The organism is Tardiphaga sp. 839_C3_N1_4, assembly GCF_051811045.1.
Classification (GTDB): Bacteria; Pseudomonadota; Alphaproteobacteria; order Rhizobiales; family Xanthobacteraceae; genus Tardiphaga.
This window is the reverse complement of the sequence record NZ_JBPWQD010000001.1, coordinates 1,399,395-1,421,104: the sequence shown is the minus strand read 5'-3', so window position 1 is coordinate 1,421,104 and position 21,710 is coordinate 1,399,395. Positions and strand designations below refer to the sequence as shown.

Below are 21,710 nucleotides of genomic sequence, written 5' to 3'. Positions count from 1 at the left end.
CAAGGGGGCGGGAATGCAAGAGACGACGGCGCCCCCGCGCCGCAAACAATGGGGGTGATGACGCATGTCTGAAGAGCAGGGGCTGCCTGAGTTGAAACCATGTCGGATGTCGCGGCCTGCGCGTAGCGCAAGCCGTTGTCGTAGCACCGCCCAGCCCACCACTTCCGGAAATCCTGACCTCCGCTTTTGTGAGAGCTCACAGGCCGTCACCACGAAGTCGCTACCGCATCAGCAAAAACCGCGGCGATCCCGCTCCATCCATTCCGCTCTGTGAAATTCACGTCCGCAGCGTGAAATGTTGTCGCTTGCCAAGGCTGCCGTGAAAGGTCACAAAAAACTGAACTGGGACGAAACACCAATCGGAGAGACGTTTGAGCATCAAGGGCAAGGCATATATCGCCGGCATCTACGAACACCCGACCCGGCATGCGCCGGATAAATCCATTGCGCAGTTGCATGCCGAAGTCGCCAAGGGGGCGCTCGAGGATGCCGGCCTCACGCACAAGGATGTCGACGGCTATTTCTGTGCAGGCGATGCGCAAGGGGGCCTGTGGCCGATGGTCGACTATCTCGGCCTCAAGCCGCGTCACGTCGATTCCACCGAGACCGGCGGCTGCTCCTACATCATCCATCTCGGCCATGCCGCGCAGGCGATCGCCGCGGGCAAGTGCTCGATCGCACTCGTCACATTGGCCGGCAAGCCGCGCACCGGCGTAATGCCACCGCGTCTGCAGGGCGCCGAAGCCGATTTCGAGACTGCTTATGGTGCCACCACGCACAATGCCTATGGCATGTGTGCCATGCGTCACATGCACGACTACGGTACGACCAGCGAACAACTCGCCTGGATCAAGGTCGCGGCCTCGCATCACGCGCAGTACAACCCGCATGCGATGCTCAAGGACGTCGTCACCGTCGAGGACGTGCTGAACTCGCCGATGATCTCCGATCCGCTGCACCGCATGGATTGCTGCGTCGTCAGTGACGGCGGTGGCGCGATGATCGTCACCACGCCCGAGATCGCCAAGAGCCTGAAGAAGCCGCTGGTGCGCCTGATCGGCCACGGCGAAGCCATGAAGGGTCCGCGCGGCGGCAAGGATCTCGACCTCACTTATTCGGCCGGTGTGTGGTCCGGTCCGCGCGCTTTCGAGGAAGCGGGCGTGACGCCGCAGGACATGAAATACGCGTCGATTTATGACAGCTTCACCATCACGGTTTTGATGCAGCTCGAAGACCTCGGCTTCTGCAAGAAGGGCGACGGCGGCAAGTTCGTGTCCGACGGCAACCTGATCTCGGGCGTCGGCAAATTGCCGTTCAACACCGATGGCGGTGGTCTGTGCAGCAATCATCCCGTCAATCGCGGCGGCATGACCAAGATTCTCGAAGCCGTGCGCCAGCTGCGCGGCGAAGCCCATCCCAAGGTGCAGGTGCCGAATTGCGATCTGGCGATCGCGCACGGCACCGGAGGCCTGCTCGGCGTACGTCACGCCGCATCGACCGCTATTCTGGAGCGCGTGTAATGACTGAAGCCAAGAAGTATCCGACGCCGGCCGGCAATCCTGAATCGCAGGCGTTCTGGGATGCGGCCAAGGACGGCAAGTTCATGATCAAGCGCTGCACGACCTGCGGCGAAGCGCACTTCTTCCCGCGCGCGATCTGCCCGTTCTGTTTCTCCGACAAGACCGAGTGGGAACAGAGCTCGGGCGAGGGCGAGATCTACACCTACAGCCACATGCGCAAGTCGGCGACCGGTCCGTACGTGATCGCCTATGTGACGCTGAAGGAAGGCCCCTCGGTGCAGACCAACATCGTCGACTGCGATCCGGGCAGTCTGAAGATCGGCCAGAAGGTGAAACTGGTGTGGAAGCCGACCGACGGCGCACCGCTGCCGTTCTTCACGCCGGCATAAGCAACGCACACAGGCTGTCATCACCCGCGTAAGCGGGTGATCCAGTAAACGCCGAAAGGCCTGTGTGTACTGGATCGCCCGGTCATCTAGCGAAGCTCGCTTCGCGCTGCCGGGCGATGACAGTGAGAGAGAAACAGCAACAAACAAGAAAATCGGGAGCGACCGAATGCCCATCAACTACGAAGCCCTGATGGCGATGAAGAACATCGGCCAGAAGTATGCTTGGACCGATCGCGAAGTGATGCTCTACGCCTATGGCATCGGCATGGGCGCCGATCCGATGGACGAGCGTGAACTCGCTTTTGTCAACGAAGGCACCTATACGCCGCGTCCGCTGAAAGTCGTGCCGACCTATGCATCGGTTGCCGCATGGGGCTCGGGCCCGGGCGAGATGGGTCTCAACAAGCTGCTGGTGGTCGATGGCGAGCGCGACATCACCTTTCACAAGCCGCTGCCGGTGGCTGCGAAGATCACCGCGGACTCAAGCGTGCTTGGCGTGTTCGACAAGGGCGCCGACAAGGGCGCCGTAATCCTGCATCAGACCATCCTGCGCGATGAAGCCGGGGAGGCGCTGGCGACTCTCGTGGCGTCGCGTTTCGCCCGCGGCGATGGCGGCTTCGGCGGCAAGTCCGAAGGCCAGCCCGAGCCGCATGCGATGCCGAAGCGCGCGCCGGACAAGACCGTCGACATCACGACGCGGCCCGACCAGGCGCTGATCTATCGCCTGTGCGGCGACCGCAACCCGCTGCATAGCGATCCCGAATTCGCCAAGCGCGCCGGCTTCCCGCGGCCGATCCTGCACGGCATGTGCACCTACGGCATCACCTGCCGCGGCGTGCTGCAGACCTATGCCGATTACGATCCCTCGGCCTTCAAGCAGCATGCGGTGCGGTTCTCGTCGCCGGTGTTTCCGGGCGAGACTGTCAGCATGGATTTGTGGAAGGACGGCAACGTGGTGAGTTTTGAGGCCAAGGTGAAGGAACGCGGCGTCACCGTGATCAAGAGCGGCAGGACGGTGCTGGCGTAGACCTCAATCCTCTCGACGTCATGCCCGGCCTTGTGCCGGGCATCCACGTCTTGGTCAAAACGTAAGACGTGGATGGCCGGGTCAAGCCCGGCCATGACGGAGCGAAACAAAAAACAAAATCATAAAAATACAGGGAGCGTGCCATGGGTCTTCTCGACGGCAAGGTTGCCATCATCACAGGCGCCGGTGGCGGTCTCGGTGAAGCCTACGCCAAACTGTTCGCGCGCGAGGGCGCATCCGTGGTGGTCAACGATCTCGGCGGCCCGCGCGATGGCTCTGGGTAAATGGTATCCGGGATGCTCACGCTGCGCGCGGCGCATCCTGACGAAGCTGCAGCGTTGACCGAGCTCTGCCTGCGCTCCAAGGCCATCTGGGGCTATGACGCTGCCTTCATGGCGGCGTGCCGTGATGAACTCACGCTGACGCCTGAGACTTTTGGCAGCTCGCTACTTCAGGTCGCCGTCCGCGATGGACGCGTGATCGGCATGGTTCAGGTCGGGATCGCGGGCGAAGTCGCCCAGCTCGACAGACTGTTCGTCGAGCCGGATCAACTGCGATCGGGAGCAGGGCGCATCCTGCTGGACTGGGCAAAGTCAGCAGCGCGCGAAGTGGGTGCCGTGGTCATGATCATCGAGGCTGATCCGGGCGCAGCCGGGTTTTACCGCCGTGAGGGTGCGGTGGATGCGGGAACGGTCGCGTCCGGCTCGATACCGGGGCGATGCATTCCGAAGCTGTCTCTCGCACTTTGAAGCCTTGTTGATGGATGATAGTGTCCGGCCAGAATGTCCGTTCCAAGCGCCAATATCCAGAGAGTAACCATGAAACTGACCGCCAAAGCCGCCGGCACCTTCGCCATCGCACCGACCCCGTTCCTCGACGACGGCCGCATCGACGACAAATCGATCGACGGCCTGACGGATTTCTATGCGGAGGTCGGCTGCAACGGCGTGACCGTGCTCGGCATCATGGGCGAGGCGCCGAAGCTGGAGGGGGCCGAGTCCGAGGCCGTGGCCACCCGCTTCATCAAGCGCGCCGGCGATAAAATGCAGATCATCGTCGGCGTTTCCGCACCGGGCTTTGCCGCCATGCGTTCGCTGGCGCTGAAGTCGATGGATGCCGGCGCTGCCGGCGTCATGATCGCCCCGCCGCCGCATCTGCGCACCGACGACCAGATCACCAACTATTTCAAGGGTGCGGTCGAGGCTATCGGCGACGACGTGCCGTGGGTGCTGCAGGATTATCCGCTGACCCTCACCGTGGTGATGACACCTGCTGTGATCCGCAAGATCATCATGGACTCGAAGTCCTGCGTGATGCTCAAGCATGAGGACTGGCCGGGCCTGGAGAAGATCACCGCGCTGCGCAACTTCCAGAAGGACGGCAGCTTGCGCGAAACCTCGATCCTCACCGGCAATGGCGGCGTGTTCCTGGATTTCGAAATGGAACGCGGCGCTGATGGCGCGATGACGGGTTATGCCTTCCCTGAGCTGCTGATCGACGTCGTCAATCTCCAGAAGAAGGGCGAGCGCGACAAGGCGCATGATCTGTTCGATGCTCATCTGCCGCTGATCCGCTACGAGCAGCAGCTCGGCATTGGTCTGGCGGTCCGGAAATATGTGCTGCAGAAGCGCGGCGTTATTGCATCAAGCGCGCAGCGCAAGCCGGGCGTGGCGATCACGGCGCAGGCGAAGGCGGAGGTCGATTATCTCCTCTCGCGCGTCGCGCGCTACGACAAGCGCGCGAACATCGCACCGCAGTCGAGTGCTGCGGGTTAGGTAGCAAGAGAGCCGTCGAAGTTCGTCATGCCCGGCCTTGTGCCGGGCATCCACGTCTTCGCCGGCCAAGACGTGGATGGCCGGGACAAGCCCGGCCATGACGACCGAGAGGTCAACAACAAGAAACACGGCATCAAAGAATGCCGATCAGGGAGAAACTGAATGCCAAGCGAGCCCGGCGTTGTGCGTCCTGCTTCCACCATTCTCCTGCTGCGCAAGGGTGCAACCGACGCCATCGACGTCTTCATGATGGTGCGGCACTATCAGATCGAATTCGCATCTGGTGCGCTGGTGTTTCCGGGCGGCAGCGTCGATGCCGGAGATCGCGAGATCGGCACACAGCCGAAACTCTATAGCGGCGGCGAGCGTCTCGATCCCGAAATGCTGGCATTCAAGATCGCTGCGATCCGCGAGACCTTTGAAGAAAGCCGCATCCTGCTGGCACGGCCGCGCGGATCGAAAGACCTGATTGCTGCGACGAAGGCGAGCGCTATCGCCGATCAGCATCGCGATGCGCTGAACGAGGGCAAGGTCAAATTCGCCGACATCATTGCCGAGAACGATCTGGAGCTCGCGCTCGATCTGCTCGTGCCCTACGCACACTGGATCACGCCGGAAGGCATGAAGAAGCGGTTCGACACCTGGTTCTTCCTCGCCGAGGCGCCCCCTGAACAGGTCGGCATGCATGACGGCAAGGAGTCCACGGACTCGATCTGGCTGTCGCCACGCGAAGCGCTGGACGGCGGCGCATCGGGCCGTTTCACGCTGCCGTTCCCGACCACACGCAATCTGATCAAGCTCGGCAAGCAGGAGAGTGTTGCCGCAGCGCTCGACGATGCGACACGCAGCACCATTGTCAGTGTCACGCCCATCGTCACGCGGGATGGCGACAAGCGCCAGCTGCGGATTCCAATCGAGGCTGGCTATGACGGCGAGGTGTTCGAACTCACCGGAGCGCCGTAGCGGCAAGTTTAACGCATCTCTCTCCGTCATGCCCGGGCTTGTCCCGGGCATCCACGTCTTTGGCAACAAAGGACAGGCGTGGATGGCCGGAACAAGTCCGGCCATGACGGAGTGTTAACTCATCCCGCTTTCACCTGCATCGCCGCTGCATTCTCCCAGAATGGCCGCCGCAGCTCGCGTTTCAGCACCTTGCCGGCACCCGACAGCGGGAAGGGCTCGTTGCGCACGTCCACACTGCGCGGGCACTTGTAGCCGGCGATCTTCTCCTTGCAGAAGGCGATGATCTCGGCGGCATTGACACTCGCTCCGGGCTTCGGAATGACGAAGGCATGCACGGTCTCGCCCCATTGCGAGTCGGGAATGCCGATTACGGCGCACTGCGCCACGGCCGGATGTTGTGCGACGACATTCTCGACCTCGGTGGAGTAGACGTTCTCGCCGCCAGAGATGATCATGTCCTTCATCCGGTCGACGAGATAGATATACCCTTCGTCGTCCATGTAGCCGCCGTCGCCTGTGTGCATCCAGCCATCGATGACGGCTTTCGCGGTCTCTTCCGGTCTTTCCCAATAGCCCATCATCACGTTCTGGCCGCGCACGGCGACTTCGCCGACCTCGCCATTCGGCACGGGCTTGCGATTGGCGTCGACGATGCGGGCCTCGCAGCCGATTGCCGCACGGCCGCAAGCGCGTTGACGGTTCTTGGCAGTGGCTTCCTCACCGATATGCTGATCCCACGGCAGATGCGTGGCCAGCGGCGACAGTTCGGTCATGCCGTAGAGCTGGTGGAATTCGGTGCCGGGCATGCCGGCCATCGCGCGTTTCAGCAGTGCATCGTTGATCGGCGAGGCCCCATACATCATGATTTTCAGCGATGACAGATCGGCGGTCGCGAAAGCGGGGTGGTCGACCAGCATCTGGATCATGGTCGGGACGATCAATGTCGCCGATACTTTCTCGCGGGCGATGGTCTGCATCACCAGCTCCGGATTGAACATCCGCACGATGACATTGGTGCCGCCAGAGGCCAGCGAGGTGAACATCACGCCGCCGTTGGCGACGTGAAACATCGGCGCGGCATTGAGATAGATCGAACCATGGGGCAGCAGGCCTTCGCTCATCATGTGCAGCGAGTTGCTCATGATGTTGCCGTGACTCAGCATCACGCCCTTGGAACGTCCTGTGGTGCCGCCGGTGTAAAAGATACCTGCGAGATCCTCGCGTGTCCGCATCGCATCCGGCACCGGCTCTGACGACTTAACGAGTTCATCGTAATTGTGCGCTTCGACCGGACCTTGATCGTCGTCCGCATAGACCAACGTGAGTGGCATCGCTTTGGCGAGTTCGACGCCCGTGGCGGCGAAGGCGCTGTCGACAACAAGTGCCGTGGCGCGGCAGTCGAGCAGGGAGTCGAGAATTTCGGCCTGGCTCCACCGCACATTGGTGGGCACGATCACAGCGCCGCCCCAGGCGATACCCAGATAGAGTTCGAGATAGCGGTCGGAGTTCAGCATCAGCACCGCCACGCGGTCGCCGTGCTTGACGCCAAGCTTTTGCAGCGCACCTGCAAGACGCGCGACGCGGTCTCCAACCTCGCGCCATGTTCGGCGGCGATCGCCGTCGATGGTGGCTATTGTCTGCGGGCTGGTTTGCAGCGCACGGCGCAGGCCCTGCGTAATGTTCATGGCGTTCCCCTCGGTATTGCGGATGCTGCGTGCATCTCTGTGGCGCGATCATAGCGATGGGTGAGGGGCGGGCAAGCGTAGCCGATCGCTTATATCTCACCAGATGGTTCAAAGGATTTGCGCGAGCTTTGCGATGCAAAACGCGTCAGAGAAAAATCTGGAACTGTTCTCATCTGTTGACGATTCAACTCTTGCGCGTAACATCGCGACAGGCCCGCCAGAGGCCATTGGGAGTGAAATGCATGAGACAGCTTGCTCGTCGGGGCGCGCCCTTGCGTCCATTTTTCAACGGGACACTCAACTCACATATAATGCTGCACCGTTGGCTCCGAACATCCATCGCAGTCGCATTTGGTGCAACGTTGTTGGGCGGTGCCGCCAACGCACAGACCAAGGGCACACCGGACCATATCAAGGCGGTTACATCGGCAATCGATAGTGCGGCGATCACGGCCAACACGGCGACGTCCAAGGACTGGCCGACTTACGGCCTCGATTACGCCGAGACGCGCTTCAGCAAACTCAATCAGATCACGGCCGAGAATGTCAAAGATATCGGCCTGATGTGGACCTATAATCTGGAATCCATCCGCGGCGTCGAGGCGACGCCGCTGGTCGTCGACGGTATCATGTATGTATCTGCGCCTTGGAGCGTCGTGCATGCAGTCGATACCCGCACCGGCAAGCGGCTATGGACCTTCGATCCGGGAGTAGATCGCGAGAAGGGCTATCGCGGCTGCTGCGATGTCGTGAATCGCGGCGTCGCGCTCTACAAGGGCAAAGTGTTCGTAGGCTCCTATGACGGCAGGCTGGTCGCGCTGGATGCCGCGACGGGCAACAAGGTCTGGGAGAAGGACACCGTCATCGACCGCAAGATGTCCTACACGATCACCGGCGCGCCGCGCGTGTTCAACGGCAAGGTGGTGATCGGCAATGGTGGCGCCGAATATGGCGTGCGTGGCTATGTCACGGCCTATGACGCTGAGACCGGCAATCAGGCATGGCGCTGGTTCACGGTGCCCGGCGATCCCGCCAAGCCGTTCGAGGACGAATCGATGGCTGCGGCTGCCAAGACGTGGGATCCTGCAGGCAAATACTGGGTCAATGGCGGTGGCGGCTCGGCCTGGGATACGATCACCTTCGATCCCGACCTGAACATGGTCTATATCGGCACCGGCAACGGCTCGCCCTGGAATCGCAATCTGCGCAGTCCGGGAGGCGGCGATAATCTCTATCTCGGCTCAATTGTCGCGCTGAATGCCGATACCGGGAAATATCTCTGGCACTATCAGGAAACGCCCGGCGACAACTGGGACTACACCTCGACGCAGCCGATGATCCTCGCCGATCTCACGATCGACGGCGCGCCGCGCAAGGTGGTGCTGCATGCGCCGAAGAACGGCTTCTTCTTCGTCATCGACCGCACCAACGGCAAGTTCATCTCCGCCAAGAACTTTGTCGATGTAAACTGGGCCACCGGCTACGACGCCAGCGGAAGACCGATCGAGGTGCCGGAAGCCCGCTCGCCGGACAAATCCTTCGACAGCATTCCCGGACCGTTCGGTGCTCACAACTGGCATCCGATGTCGTTCAATCCGCAAACCGGGCTGGTCTATCTGCCGGCGCAGGGCGTGCCTTTGAACCTCACGGGTGAGAGGACACTGGTGCAGAATGCGCCGGGCTCGAACAAGTTCGGCGGCACCACGGGCTGGAATGTCGGCTTCTCGCTCAATGCCGAGCCGCCGAAGAACCCGCCATTCGGTCGCCTGATCGCGTGGGATCCGGTGAAGCAGAAAGAAGCATGGCGCGCTGAGTATATCGCCCCCTGGAATGGCGGCACGCTCACGACGGCCGGCAATCTCGTGTTCCAAGGGACCGCGGACGGCCGCTTCATCGCCTATAACGCCAGGACAGGTGAGAAGCTTTGGGAGACGCCGGTCGGCACCGGCGTGGTGGCCGCACCTGCGACCTATATGGTCGATGGCGTGCAATACGTCTCGGTGGCGGTCGGGTGGGGGGGCGTGTTCGGCATCACCCAGCGCGCGACGGATCGTGAGGCGCCCGGCACGGTCTATACCTTTGCCATTGGCGGCAAGGCGCCGTTGCCAGCTTTCACCAAGTACCAGATCGGCAATCTGCTGACCGGGGTCAAATACGATCCCGCTCACGTCCCGGAGGGCACCTCGATCTATGTCAACGCCTGCGCGACCTGCCACGGTGTGCCGGGCGTGGACAAGGGCGGCAATGTGCCCAACCTGGGCTATGTCTCCACCGAGACCATCACCAACCTGAAGGACATCGTCTTCAACGGGCCATTCAAGGACAAGGGCATGCCTGATTTTACCGGCAAGCTCACGGAAGCGGATGTGGTCAAGATCCAGGCCTTCATCCAGGGCACCGCCGACGCGATACGGCCAAAATAGACACCATGCTGGACGGTTCGGCCCGATCGGGCCGTCCAGCATGTTCCCCCCGCGGCTGAAGTCGGGATATATTGGGACGCTCTGAAGTCCGGTCCCACAACCATGTCCTCTGCCATTACGGCATTCTTTCAGCGGGTCCGATCGTCCTCGCTCTCGATCGGCCAGCTGACCTTCAGCGGGTTCCTGCTGGTGTTGACGGTGATCCTCATCACCAGCATCGCCAGCGTGGTTGCGATCCGTCATATTGACAATACCTTCGCCGAGCTTGAGCGGCTGCAGAGCGTCGGCGATCTGGCCGAAAACATCGACCGCCGCCTCATCAGCCTGCGGCTGGCTGCACGCGATTTCGTCACCGATCCCGACGCACAGCCGGAAAAGGTCTCGCAGGCTGCCACGGCGCTCGGCGATCTCCTCAAGAAGACCCGGATCGAGCTTGCGCCCGAGCAGCGCGACATGATCGACGGTGTCGATGCGCGGCTGACCAAGTATCGCGAAGGGATCGAGCGCGTCTCATCGCTGATCGCACGTCGCTCCGCTATGCTGGCGACGCTCCCGCCGCTCCGCGAGCAATTCGAGAACGCCGTTCCGGATGTGACGAATTCAAATGCCGCCAAGGCCATGTTCCGGGCGCAGAACGAGATCGCGGCGGCTTTGCTGGCACGCGATCCGATCGGAGCCGAGCAGGCCGCACAGCGCATGCGTGCGCTGCCGATCAGCACGCCCGCACTTCGTGCGGCGGCCGATGCCTACACCGATGCAATCATTTCGATCTCGGAAACCGAGAGCGAGATCGCCGATCTCGACAGGGATGTGCTTGGCGCCGAAGGCCGATTGATCGGCCGGGTGACCGAATTGTTGCGGGAGCTCAGCGCCCGTCGTGGCCGGGTGCTGTCGCGCGAGTTCGCGCGCACGCTGACCGAGGCAAGATGGCAAAGCATCATCCTTGGCACGGCGGGCGTTCTGGTCGGGCTCCTGGCGGCACTTTTCGTGGTGCGGCGGATCGTGAAGCCGCTGAAGGCGATTGCCAAGTCGATCCGTGCGCTGGCCGGCGGCGCCAAGCACACGCCGATCCCGGCCATGGATCTGGAGAATGAAATCGGTGACATCGCGCGCGCCGCGGAGGTGTTCCGCAAGACGCTGGTCGATGCCGATGCCGCGCGCGAGGCGGCCTTGCATGCGCTGGCCGAGCAGAGGCTGGCGGAAGAAAGTTATCGCAAGCTGTTTGAAGGATCCGTCGACGGCATCTATGTGACGACGCCGGCAGGCGCGCTACTCAATGCCAATCCGGCACTGGCGCGGATGATGGGGTATGATTCACCGGAAGATCTGATCCGCGCCACGCTCGATATCTCGCGCAACATCTATGTCGATCCCGCGGCACGCGCCGAGTATCAACAGCGCATGGAAAGCGACGGCATGGTGCGCGAATTCGAGTATCAGGTCCGTCAACGGCACGACACGGTCCTCTGGCTGTCCGACAGCGCCACGGCGGTGCGCGACGAGAATGGCGAGGTTGTGCGCTATGAGGGAACAGTCCGTGACATCACCAACCAGAAACATGCCGAAGCCGCGATCAGGGAAGGCCGCAGGTTGCTGCAGCAGGTCATCGATACCGTTCCTGCCGTCATCAACGTAAAAGACACCGATCTGCGATATGTCCTGATGAACCGCTATATGGCGGGAATTTTCGGCATAGACCCCGGTGAGGCGATCGGGAAAACCACTGGCGAGTTGATGATGCGCTTTGGTGCGTCAAAAACCGACTCGCCTGACAAGATGGTGCTGGCGACCAGGAAGGGGCTCGGTTTCTACGAAGAGGAATACAAGGATGCTGCCGGCGTGATGCGGCAGTGGCTGGTCAACAAGCTGCCTTTGCTGACGGCCGATGGTGATATCCAGAACATCGTGACCGTGGCGCTCGATATCGGCCAGCGCAAGCGCAGCGAGCAGGAGATGCTCAAGGCCAAGGATGCCGCTGAGACGGCGCTACGCAATCTGCGTGAGACGCAGAATTCCTTGATTGAGGCGGAGAAGCTTGCGGCGCTTGGGCGGCTGGTTGCCGGCGTGGCTCATGAGGTCAATAATCCCGTGGGCATCAGCCTGACCGTGGCATCATCGCTGGAACGCAAGATCGCGCTGTTCGGCGAGGAGGTTGCGCGCGGCGAGCTGCGCCGCTCGACCCTGACCGAATTCATCGAGTCCAACCGCGATGCGGCGGCACAATTGGTCGCCAATCTTAATCGCGCGGCTGAGCTGATCCAGTCATTCAAGCAGGTTTCCGCCGACCGAAATTATTCCGACCAGCGCGTCTTTGATCTCGCCGATCTCACAGAACAGGTGGTGATGAGTTTGAAGCCGGGATTACGAAAACAGAAGCTGGCGCTTTCGGTCGACTGCAAGCCGGGACTGACGATGAACAGCTATCCGGGTCCGTATGGTCAGGTGCTAACCAATCTGTTCCTCAATTCCGTCGCTCATGCATTCCCTGATGGCAATGGTGGCTCGGTCGAGATCAAGGTGCAGGAAGCCGGCAACGATCATGTGGAAATTCTTTTTGCGGATAACGGCGTCGGCATGAGCCCGGAGGTCCGGCGGCGTGCTTTCGACCCGTTCTTCACGACGCGCCGGGATCAGGGTGGCACGGGCCTAGGTCTGCACATCGTCTACAGCATCGTCACCAGCCGCCTCGGTGGTCGTCTGCATCTGCAGTCCGACCCGGGGCAGGGAACGCGCATCCAGATCATCCTGCCGCGCGTTGCGCCGCTGGAGATGGCAGCAGAGTAGCGGACGCTGCTACTGCTGAAATTCCGCAAGCTTGCGCAGTGTCGCGCGAAATATCTGGCTGTGCTTGCCGACGAGCGCTGTGCCGTTCATCGTCGCCGACGTATCCGTGAAAGTACCCGACAGACCGATGCCGACCGGTTGGCTCTGGCCGCCGAAGAGCGGGCTCATGTCAGGACTGGGCGTATGCTGCATGACAGAAACCTCGCCCTTGAAGGTGCCGGCTTCCTTGTTGAGCACATAGGTACCGACATAGAACAGGTACGCGTCGCCGCCGAGCAGTTCGCCTTCGCGAAAGGTTACAACACCGCTGCCCTTGCCTGAACGCCCGTCGAGAAGCTCGACATGGATCGAATAGAGTCCATTCTTCATAGTAGCCCGATGGCGCGAACCCGTCCCTTGGTTGCGCAATCAGAAGTATTGCAAAGACCGCATACCAACGTCAACGCATTCGCGGGCGCTGTTGGTGCACGAGCGAAAGACCGAGTGACGCAGGCGCGCTCGCTTGCCGCCTTGGCACTTCGCGACGAGGGCGTTCTTAAATACCTCTGCCATTGAAGTTATCACCACAAATTCGCTGCAGTGCGAAGAGAGCCTGCGGGTGCTGGTGGAGAATCGCCTATCGTTTGATCGGGCGTCTGTCGCTAAGTTGAAGCGCAGCCGTTCTTCGATAGTCGTATGATGCGCTTTGCGTGAGTGACTACGGAAGAGGCGGGTCTCGCCCGCGACAAACCTGAACATCATTGTGCCGGCCGGGGGCTGGAGCAAGCAAATGAGCGACTGGATGACTTCCGGCGCCGACGCGCCGTGTTCGCTAACTACTATCTCTCACGATCGACGCGTCCGGCGTCGTGCAGGCTGGCTGAAGCTGGGAGCGCCGACCTTGTGTGTTGCGGCTCTGTTATCAGTGCCGCTGATGCAATCGGTCGCTGCGCGCGATCGCGGACAATTCGCCAACACCAGCCCCGATCTGAAAGCCTGGTTCGATAGTCTGCGCAGCGGCAAGGGGCCGTGTTGTTCCGATGCCGATGGCAGTGCGGTCAGCGATGTGGATTGGGAATCCAATAGCGGGCACTACAAGGTGCGGATCGACGGGGCGTGGCTCGATGTACCTGACGAAGCTGTCATCACGGTGCCGAACCGCGTCGGTCGCACCATGGTGTGGCCGATACAGGGTTCGTCCGGCACAGTGATCCGTTGTTTCATGCCAGGTAGCATGACGTAGCTGGTCACGACGCCCGGCGGACTGATGCGAGCGCGGCGATCAGCGAGATCGTCGCGAGGACAATGACCACTGCGCCATAGATATCGAGCGTGAGCGGCAGGCCGAGCGTCGGGATTGCCAAGCCTGCGACGATAGTCGGCAGGCTGAAGGCGAGATAGCAGATGATGAAGATCACGGAGAGCAATCCAGCGCGTTCATGCGCGGGGACAAGTGGCACAACGGTCCGGATGCTGCCGAAGAAGCCGGCGCCGAAGCCAAAGCCGGCAATGACGGTGCCGACCAATAGTTGCGGGATGCTTTGTGTATAGACCCCACCCAGCGTGATCAGCACGCCGAGAATAAGACACGCCATGCTGCGGATCAGAATGATGGTGCCAGGCCATTTGCGCGCCACCAGCATCGAGGCAGCGCCGCTCAAGGTCAGCGCTGTCACGGCGAGTCCGCCAAGGAGAGGCGAATTCGATCCGGTGATGAGCCGGAGTAGCGAGGGCATCAGCGACAAATAGAACCCGCCCAACGCCCAGACGGCAACGTTGCCCGGCGAGACCAAGGTCAAGGGTTGTCGCACGTGAGCCGGTACGGTCACGATCGGTCGGAGCGACGCCCATGCGCCGGATCGACGGGCCACCGTTTCCGGCATCCACCACAGCAGAATGGCTTGTATAAGCGTTGCTGCGAGGAGCAGCAGATAGACCAGTTGGGTCGGCATTGGCGCGTAGCTGACGAGTACGCCGGATAGCAACGCGCCGATCCCTGTGCCCGTTACGGGCGTCAGGCTGTTCATCAGCGATCCGTGCGCGCGATTCAGATCGAGCATAGCAGCACCGATGGTGCCGAAGGCAATGCCGGTTGCAAATCCCTGAATGGTGCGGGCAGTGATCAGTGCCACGACGGAATCTGCGGTAATGAAAACCAGCAGTGCCACGACATTCAGGATCAGCGCCGAGAACATCACGGGCCGGCGACCGATATAATCCGACAATCCCCCGACCGTCAGCAGTGCCACCAGCAGACTGAGCGCATAGGCGGAGAACACCGTCGTGACCATAACCGGCGAGAGATGCCAGTGGTCCTGATAGATCCGGTAGAGTGGCGTCGGCGCGCTGGCGAACATGGCGACAGTGCCGAGCGTTACGATCTGAAAAATAATGGCAGCGCGACGCGTCATCACGCCTTTCGGCCGGGCGTCGAGATTGCTGGACATCGGGGAAGGGACCTAATGGGCAAGGGGGGACAAGCCCAATGGTCGCTTCCGTCCTTGATTGATTTTACCGCTGCTCGCTCAGGTGATGCGAGCAGCAACAGCGGACAAAGATGATGCATGCACGGCCAAGCCTTCACAACAGCGGCTGGCTCGCGCGGCCTGTGCGAGATTGCATGGCTCGTCTGGATCGCGGCTCTTAACACGGCGCGAATCTTTCCTATACTCAGAGTGTCACGAACAATGAAAGGAGGTGGTCCAGTGTCTAATTCCAAGCGCTGTCACCTCGCTGAGGCCGCCCGCTAGGCTCACTCTTTGAGCTTCGCAAGGGCGCCCTCGGCGCCTTGGTTCAGCGAGAACAGGGAAAGGGCGCGCCGAGCGATCGGTGCGCCCTTTCTTCTGACCTCGAAACTCGTCAGGCCAAGAGTATGGCGCTTGATCTGGCGGTTATCCGTGACAATCTGCGAGTCGTTGCTTGTGTCCGGAGTAGCAGCAATGGTGGGAACACCGCGCGATCTGGCGGAGAGAATGGCAGCGCGCCAGCAGCGGCGTGCCAGCGATGATGGCTATGTGCGCGAGAGCTTCACGCAGCCACGTGAAAACGCCCGCAAGACGGTACGGGCGTTTCTGGATCGTTTCCCGAAGCAAGCCTACATGAGCGAAGTAGAGCACTGGCGCGAGCTGCCGGACGGCAACATTGAATTTACGATGCGGCGGCTGCGGACCGCTGATTGAGCTGACAGGCGGCAATCATCTGGCTGATGTCGTGCTCGCTCATGCCTGTAGCATCAGCATCCGATTTTTCGACTGGATCGGCAGCACATGCGTGGATCGCATAGCCGATATCGAGAAGACGACGCGGCGGATCTTCCTCGCCCAGGCCGACTTCCATCACCAAGCCACTCTCGACGGCATGCCGCCAGACATCGGATTTGCTGGGGAAGGCCTTACTGACTTTGACCGAATTTGAAAACAGTGCGTAGGGCATGCGGCAACCTCCGTGATGAGGCGATAACGCGGAATATGGTATCTGGTTGCACTGCAGCAAGCCCGACTTTCGTTACCCACGAGGTCGTGATGATCGGTCGGCTGTCAGTCCCGCTGGGTAATCTGCAATTCCAGCAGCGCCATGGTCTGGAGCATCGTGGGATCGCGTTCGCCCTCGCTTGTGGTGCGCAGGATGCTTTCGGCGATGGATTGCACGTGAGCGGAGTTGACGGGATGCGGCAGCGTGGAAACAGCCCCGTCCAGCGCCTGTTTCATCACTGAGATCGTGTCTGGCGGAAACGCGGCATGGGAAAAGTTTTTCACGGCGGCTCCGGGGTTTAAACGGATAAACGCACTCAACTGTCAACGGGACAAGAGTTGGCGTGCGCGAACGTTCCTGCCGCAAAGTTGGGCAGATCCGCGCAGCGGCGTCGGCTGCCGCGTGTCGGCGCCAAGTTCCAGTAATGGTCGCAGGGAGGTCAGGTTTCGGTGTCAGCCGGCCGGGTGGCTTTCTTCTTGGCGCCCTGTCGCAGGAATGTCGCGCCGATCTCCTCGCCATTGACCCAGGCCAGCTCGCAGCGACGGAACGCCAGTCCTGTGGACGACAGCAGCAGGAAGAATTCCTTGAGATTGATACCCTCGATCGAACTCTCGACGATAAGGCGTGCGCCCGTCTCGGACACGTCCATGATGCGGCAGCTGCGGCGCCATGTGCCGTCAATGGCCATGAGCCAGACAGGGAAACCGCGCTCGAACGCGACGCGGCCAGCATTTGGTTTTTCAGGGGTCATCGACGCTTCCTTGGCGCCGGGATTTTAAATTGGATGGTGGTAACGGCTGGTAAATGCCTGTCGCGCGTTGATCGCTGGCCGGGTGTTACCGGAGAGATTTGGTACCCTCGAAACCGATGGGCACCCGTGCCGAGGGGCTGGCTTTTGCGACTTTCGCCGCTATGGTGCCGCCGTCGCACTCGTAGCTCAGCTGGATAGAGCATCGGATTTCGATTCCGAGGGTCGGGCGTTCGAATCGCTCCGAGTGCACCATCAAAAACTCTTTTGAAACAGCGGTTTATTAGCGGTCTTTCAGGACGCGCCGGGAACGGGGTCCCAAATCGCCGCCGCCAAAGCCGTCGCTCGAATCAGGTCGTCTGCCAAGCGGACCGCGACATTCTCGCCTTCCGCCCGCGCACGTTCTCGACAAGGTCAATGAAGCTCTGGTGGGGTGAGACCGAGCCGGCAATACAGGACACGCAATTGCCATCACGCGATTTGGCCAAGGTCGTCGGCTGACATGCATTGGTGCTCCGGCGGCGCCTAGGCGAGACCGCCGGACGGAACCAGCCACGATATCAATAGTGCCATTGGCATGATGGCCTTGAAAGCGGTGAGGTCATCGCTCGTTCGAACTCTCATGAATATTGTGGCGCGTTCGTGCTGCTTCTTTGCGACCGGAGAACGCTATAGTCTGCCTTTATGAATCAAGGCCGACTCAAATCCGGTCCGGTGGATTTCGTTCTGTCCGGGTGGCTACCGACTGCGCTGCTTCTGATCGTGACCTTGGTGGTCGGTCCCGCGCTGGGCGGCCTGTCGCGTCCGCTCTTCGTCGTTGGCTGTGCGGTCGCTGGCTGGCTGGCGTGGCAACGGAGCACCGCGGCCCATATCCAGTCGGCCATCCTGCTGTTTGCCTTCGCGCCATTCGTGCGGCGCGTGGTCGATGTATCGGTGGGCTACGACGCGGCCAGCATCATGCTGATCGGGCCGCTGCTGTTTATCCTGACGCCGCTACCCAGTCTGTGGACACTGCTGTCGTCCCGCGACCAGTTGCGCGATCCTTGGCTGATCGCGCCCGCTATCGTGCTGGCCTGCATCGCTTACGGCGCCATGCTGTCGGTTTTTCAGAATGACTGGATGAGCGCGGCGACAGGTGCGTTGAAGTGGGCGGCTCCTGTGCTTTACGGCATCGCTCTGCAGCAGCGGGCGAAGTCCGATGGCGAACTCGTCAATGCCATGGCGCGCATCTTTCTGGTGGTGCTGCCGCTGACGGGTCTCTACGGCATCTGGCAATATGTCGATCCGCCGAGTTGGGATCGGTTCTGGATGAACTACGCCTCGATCCTGTCGGCAGGATATCCGCTGCCCTATATGGTGCGCGTCTTCAGCACGATGAACGGGCCCGCCACTTACGCGACCTTCACCGCAACGGGGTTGCTGTTGTTGGGCTTCCTGAGACCGGGATGGCAGTCTCTGATTGCGCTGGCGCCTGCGGCACTGGGCCTGTTGCTGTCGCTGTATCGGACCGGCTGGATCGCGCTCGCGCTGGCCGTGGCGTTCTGCATGGTGTTTCAATCCACGCGGCGGCGGGCGCTTGCGACCGGGCTTGGCATCGTCGGCGCAGCCATGGCCGCGGTCCTGTTCACACCGTTTGGCGAAGTGATCACCGAGCGGCTTCAGTCGCTTGGCAGCGGTTCCGAGGATGGCAGCGGCAACGAACGTCTCGAAGAATTCGTGACGCTGTGGAATACGCCCGACAGCATGGTGATGGGATCTGGCTTCAGCTTCACCGATATCGGTGTCGCGGGCACCATGCCGGTCGATGGCCAGATCATTGCGAGCTGGCTGACGCTCGGCATTCCCGTCGGACTGCTCTGTTTGGCAGCCTATATCTGGGTCGGGGTCTGGAGCACGTCTGCGGCATGGCGGATGCCGACCAAAGAAGGCGTGGTGCTCGGCGCTCTGTCGCTCGGCGGTATCCTGATTCACTTGCCCCTGACCAGTATCTCGTCAGGTGAGATATCCGCTCTGTTCTGGATGATCTTCGCGATGGCCTGTCCGCACGACCAGACTGTCAGACCTGCCGAGGATGCCGCGATGCCCCTGAAGCAGGCGCAGGCCGGAATCCGAACCGGCAGAGTTTAGTCTGATCGGGCCGCCTGGCTGACAAGCGGAGCGGGTACAGATTTGCGCCTCGGCAGTGGCGCAAGCCCGAGTGGTGCCAGCAGGTTCAGCCGCTGTAACACGACATGGGTTACCATGGGCAAGATCACACCGGCCGCGGTGCCTGCGAGGAGATAGACCCACGGCATTGGCGGCACGTGCAGCATCTGCATGATGATCCGCGTTCCCGCCCCCGCCATGATGTGCAGTACATAGATCGTCATGGACATCACGCCGACCAGCGCCAGCCAGCGGTGCCGCGTCTCGTTCAGCAATTTGCAAAGCAGCACCACGCTGGTGATGCCGAGAATACATGCTGGAAGCGATGCTATGCCATTTGCGTCGAAGCCGGAGAGCTGTCCTCCAACGGCAACCGCAGCAGTGAAAGCGGCGGCGATCACGGTCAACATGGTCCAGCCAGTTCGCCCATGAGGCTGCCACGCCATCACGATGCGGGTTGCATAGTGACCTGCGACATAGAACGGCAGGTGGTGCATGGTGAGCGCAAGATCGGGGCGGATCGGCAACAGCATGAATGCGATCAAGCCGACGATCGCAACGACAATCATGATGGTGCGATTGGGAATGAGCGCCGCCAATATGTGGCAAATCATCAGGGCGTATAGAAACCAGAATTGCGCCATCGGCCGATACCAGATCGCCACAAGGTCGCTGGCTGTGATGGGAATATTGGCATTGCGCGATATCAGCATGATCACGCCGCCCTGGATCAGCGACCACAGCACGTAAGGGTAGGCGATCGTCCATGTCTTGCTGGCAAGGAACGGTCGAGTGCCGCGTGTGAGGCTGTGCTGTACGTTCAGGCCCGCGAGAAAGAAGAACAGCGGCATGTGGAACGTATAGAGCGTGTAGCTCATCCACTGCGCGAGCGGTCCGTCAGGAAACAGATGCGGCGGTATCAGGCCGCCGAGTACGTGGCCATAGACCACGAGAATGACGCCTATACCGCGTGCGAAATCGATCCAGACCTGGCGCGTGTGATCGCTTCGGGGGGCTGATGTTGCTGCCTGTTCGATTGGTGATAGTTGCATCGTGGGCGCCGCTGGTTTTGATGATCTGGATCAGCAAGCCAATATACGGCCGAGAGCCGTACGCCATCGTTAACGCCGATATGGGAAATCGTGCCCAGCCGCACAGGTGTTTAGGCGCAAACGGGGCTTGATTTCTCGGTCATTTCGGTGCCCATCTGCCCCGACAAGCTGCCGGCAAGCAGTTCTGTGCTCCATTGGTACGCCGACACGTTCAAGGACCTCTCGTGACTGACTACGTTCGCAAAATCCTGGACAGCCGCGTCTACGACGTCGCGATCCAGACGCCGCTGGACCCGATGGTTCGGCTGACCGCGCGCATGGGGAGCTCCGTGCTGCTCAAGCGCGAGGATTTGCAGCCGGTGTTCTCGTTCAAGATTCGCGGTGCGTACAACCGCATTGCGGGGCTGTCCGCGGAGCAGCGCGCTGCCGGCGTGATTTGCGCCTCGGCTGGCAATCACGCGCAAGGCGTGGCGCTGTCGGCGCAGCGGCTCGGGATCAAGGCAACCATCGTGATGCCGGTGACCACGCCGCCGATCAAGATCGATGCTGTCAGATATTGGGGCGGCAATGCCGTGCTGTTCGGCGACACGTTCGACGAAGCAGCGGCGCATGCGCGCAAGCTCGAGGCCGAGCAGAAGCTGACCTTCGTGCATCCCTATGACGATCCCGACGTGATCGCGGGCCAGGGCACCATCGGCATGGAAATCCTGCAGCAGCATCCCGATCCCATCGAGGCGGTGTTCGTGCCGATCGGCGGCGGCGGGCTTGCGGCCGGCGTTGCGTCCTTCATCAAATTTCTGCGCCCCGAGACCAAGGTCATCGGTGTCGAGCCCGTCGATGCCGCATCGATGAAAGCCGCAATTGATGCCGGCGAGCGCGTCGTCCTCAATCGCGTAGGTTTGTTTGCCGACGGCGTCGCCGTGCGCCAGGCCGGCGTCGAAACATTCCGTCTCTGCCGCGAATTGCTCGATGACGTGATCACGGCGGACACCGACGAGATGTGCGCTGCCATCAAGGATATTTTCGAGGATATGCGCGTGATCGCGGAGCCGGCCGGCGCCTTGGCGCTGGCGGGATTGAAGAGCTATGCCGCGAACAATTCCACGCGCACCGGCGCGCTGGTTGCAATCAACAGCGGCGCCAACATGAACTTCGATCGCCTGCGCCACGTCGCAGAGCGTGCCGAGGTCGGTGAGGCCCGCGAGATTCTGCTGGGCGTGACCATTCCGGAGCAGCCCGGCAGCTATCGGCGCTTCATCCAGACCATCGGCAATCACAACATCACCGAGTTCAACTATCGCTATGCCGATGCCAAGGAAGCCAATGTCTTCGTCGGCCTGAAGCTGAGTGGCGCGAAGAACGACAAGGGCGAGCTGATCGGGCAGTTGCAGGCGCTCGGTTATAAGGTGCTGGACATCAGCGCGGACGAGACCGCCAAGTTGCACATCCGCTATATGGTTGGCGGGCGAGCACCGCCGGCTTTGCGGGACGAGGTTATCCTGCGCTTCGAGTTCCCGGAGCGTCCGGGCGCCTTGCTGAAATTCCTCGACCAGATGGGCGCGGACTGGAACATCACGCTGTTCCACTACCGTAACCACGGTGCGGATTACGGCCGTGTGCTCGTTGGGATTGAAGTCCCGCAGGCCGACCGGCCGACCCTGACGCAGCGGCTGACCTCCCTCGGCTATCCCTATGAGGACGAAACGCAAAATCCGGTCTATCGGATGTTCCTGAACGGCTAGGCCGGGT

General features: G+C 61.3%; 19 protein-coding genes, 1 tRNA gene and 1 pseudogene. 14 read left to right on the top strand and 7 right to left on the bottom strand.

What is annotated here, in order from left to right:
- The first annotated feature begins 371 nt into the window (after positions 1-371).
- From AB8A38_RS07140 to AB8A38_RS07110, 7 genes and pseudogenes are all read left to right on the top strand, one after another.
- Positions 372-1,520 (top strand): thiolase domain-containing protein, encoded by a 1,149-nt coding sequence (locus AB8A38_RS07140; protein ID WP_068730675.1) that lies wholly within the window; start codon positions 372-374, stop codon positions 1,518-1,520.
- Positions 1,520-1,909 (top strand): Zn-ribbon domain-containing OB-fold protein, encoded by a 390-nt coding sequence (locus AB8A38_RS07135; RefSeq protein ID WP_439085511.1) that lies wholly within the window; start codon positions 1,520-1,522, stop codon positions 1,907-1,909. The genes AB8A38_RS07140 and AB8A38_RS07135 overlap by 1 nt, the downstream gene beginning before the upstream one ends.
- A 166-nt stretch (positions 1,910-2,075) precedes the next feature.
- Positions 2,076-2,936: a MaoC/PaaZ C-terminal domain-containing protein gene (locus tag AB8A38_RS07130; RefSeq protein WP_439085510.1), complete on the top strand. Its 861-nt coding sequence runs from the start codon at positions 2,076-2,078 to the stop codon at positions 2,934-2,936.
- 143 nt (positions 2,937-3,079) lie between these two features.
- Positions 3,080-3,217: pseudogene (locus tag AB8A38_RS07125) on the top strand (SDR family NAD(P)-dependent oxidoreductase); the annotation flags it as partial.
- 15 nt (positions 3,218-3,232) lie between these two features.
- Complete coding sequence (locus AB8A38_RS07120; RefSeq protein WP_439085509.1) at positions 3,233-3,685, top strand: GNAT family N-acetyltransferase; 453 nt, start codon at positions 3,233-3,235, stop codon at positions 3,683-3,685.
- Between the two features lie 69 nt (positions 3,686-3,754).
- Positions 3,755-4,711, top strand: coding sequence for a dihydrodipicolinate synthase family protein (locus AB8A38_RS07115; protein ID WP_439085508.1), 957 nt, complete (start codon positions 3,755-3,757; stop codon positions 4,709-4,711).
- Between the two features lie 162 nt (positions 4,712-4,873).
- Positions 4,874-5,674, top strand: coding sequence for an NUDIX hydrolase (locus AB8A38_RS07110; protein ID WP_439085507.1), 801 nt, complete (start codon positions 4,874-4,876; stop codon positions 5,672-5,674).
- Between the two features lie 119 nt (positions 5,675-5,793).
- Here AB8A38_RS07110 and AB8A38_RS07105 read toward each other — a convergent pair whose 3' ends face one another.
- Positions 5,794-7,359: a long-chain-fatty-acid--CoA ligase gene (locus AB8A38_RS07105; protein WP_439085506.1), complete on the bottom strand. Its 1,566-nt coding sequence runs from the start codon at positions 7,357-7,359 to the stop codon at positions 5,794-5,796.
- Between the two features lie 311 nt (positions 7,360-7,670).
- Between AB8A38_RS07105 and AB8A38_RS07100 the strand changes: the two genes are divergently transcribed.
- Both AB8A38_RS07100 and AB8A38_RS07095 read left to right on the top strand, forming a co-directional pair.
- A complete protein-coding gene (locus AB8A38_RS07100) occupies positions 7,671-9,782 on the top strand; it encodes a PQQ-dependent dehydrogenase, methanol/ethanol family (RefSeq protein ID WP_439085505.1) in 2,112 nt (703 codons plus the stop codon).
- Positions 9,783-9,884: 102 nt separating this feature from the next.
- Positions 9,885-12,566 carry a PAS domain S-box protein gene (locus AB8A38_RS07095; RefSeq protein ID WP_439085504.1) on the top strand — a complete coding sequence of 894 codons (2,682 nt, stop codon included), beginning with the start codon at positions 9,885-9,887 and terminating at the stop codon, positions 12,564-12,566.
- Positions 12,567-12,575: 9 nt separating this feature from the next.
- Here AB8A38_RS07095 and AB8A38_RS07090 read toward each other — a convergent pair whose 3' ends face one another.
- Positions 12,576-12,935: a GrlR family regulatory protein gene (locus AB8A38_RS07090; protein WP_089267259.1), complete on the bottom strand. Its 360-nt coding sequence runs from the start codon at positions 12,933-12,935 to the stop codon at positions 12,576-12,578.
- A 400-nt stretch (positions 12,936-13,335) separates the two neighbouring features.
- Between AB8A38_RS07090 and AB8A38_RS07085 the strand changes: the two genes are divergently transcribed.
- Complete coding sequence (locus tag AB8A38_RS07085) at positions 13,336-13,788, top strand: hypothetical protein (RefSeq protein ID WP_439085503.1); 453 nt, start codon at positions 13,336-13,338, stop codon at positions 13,786-13,788.
- A gap of 4 nt (positions 13,789-13,792) precedes the next feature.
- On the opposite strand, the gene AB8A38_RS07080 is transcribed toward AB8A38_RS07085, so the two are convergent.
- Positions 13,793-14,992: an MFS transporter gene (locus AB8A38_RS07080; RefSeq protein WP_439085502.1), complete on the bottom strand. Its 1,200-nt coding sequence runs from the start codon at positions 14,990-14,992 to the stop codon at positions 13,793-13,795.
- Between the two features lie 492 nt (positions 14,993-15,484).
- On the opposite strand from AB8A38_RS07080, the gene AB8A38_RS07075 reads away from it, so the two are divergent.
- Positions 15,485-15,724: a hypothetical protein gene (locus AB8A38_RS07075; RefSeq protein WP_439085501.1), complete on the top strand. Its 240-nt coding sequence runs from the start codon at positions 15,485-15,487 to the stop codon at positions 15,722-15,724.
- Here AB8A38_RS07075 and AB8A38_RS07070 read toward each other — a convergent pair.
- The 3 genes from AB8A38_RS07070 to AB8A38_RS07060 all read right to left on the bottom strand — a co-directional run bounded on the left by AB8A38_RS07070 (position 15,693) and on the right by AB8A38_RS07060 (position 16,767).
- Positions 15,693-15,977, bottom strand: coding sequence for a hypothetical protein (locus AB8A38_RS07070; protein ID WP_439085500.1), 285 nt, complete (start codon positions 15,975-15,977; stop codon positions 15,693-15,695). The genes AB8A38_RS07075 and AB8A38_RS07070 overlap by 32 nt on opposite strands.
- Positions 15,978-16,081: 104 nt before the next feature.
- Positions 16,082-16,252 carry a hypothetical protein gene (locus tag AB8A38_RS07065; protein ID WP_410001792.1) on the bottom strand — a complete coding sequence of 57 codons (171 nt, stop codon included), beginning with the start codon at positions 16,250-16,252 and terminating at the stop codon, positions 16,082-16,084.
- 203 nt (positions 16,253-16,455) lie between these two features.
- Positions 16,456-16,767 (bottom strand): PilZ domain-containing protein, encoded by a 312-nt coding sequence (locus tag AB8A38_RS07060; RefSeq protein ID WP_439085499.1) that lies wholly within the window; start codon positions 16,765-16,767, stop codon positions 16,456-16,458.
- Positions 16,768-16,942: 175 nt separating this feature from the next.
- Between AB8A38_RS07060 and AB8A38_RS07055 the strand changes: the two genes are divergently transcribed.
- A tRNA-Arg gene (locus tag AB8A38_RS07055) sits at positions 16,943-17,019 on the top strand.
- 429 nt (positions 17,020-17,448) lie between these two features.
- Positions 17,449-18,891 (top strand): O-antigen ligase domain-containing protein, encoded by a 1,443-nt coding sequence (locus tag AB8A38_RS07050; RefSeq protein ID WP_439085498.1) that lies wholly within the window; start codon positions 17,449-17,451, stop codon positions 18,889-18,891.
- Here AB8A38_RS07050 and AB8A38_RS07045 read toward each other — a convergent pair.
- Positions 18,888-19,961 carry an acyltransferase family protein gene (locus tag AB8A38_RS07045; RefSeq protein ID WP_439085497.1) on the bottom strand — a complete coding sequence of 358 codons (1,074 nt, stop codon included), beginning with the start codon at positions 19,959-19,961 and terminating at the stop codon, positions 18,888-18,890. The two genes, AB8A38_RS07050 and AB8A38_RS07045, sit on opposite strands and share 4 nt — an antisense overlap.
- 224 nt (positions 19,962-20,185) lie before the next feature.
- Here AB8A38_RS07045 and ilvA point away from each other — a divergent pair, with 224 nt between their 5' ends.
- Positions 20,186-21,703 carry a threonine ammonia-lyase, biosynthetic gene (gene ilvA, locus AB8A38_RS07040; protein ID WP_439085496.1) on the top strand — a complete coding sequence of 506 codons (1,518 nt, stop codon included), beginning with the start codon at positions 20,186-20,188 and terminating at the stop codon, positions 21,701-21,703.
- Positions 21,704-21,710 lie beyond the last annotated feature (7 nt).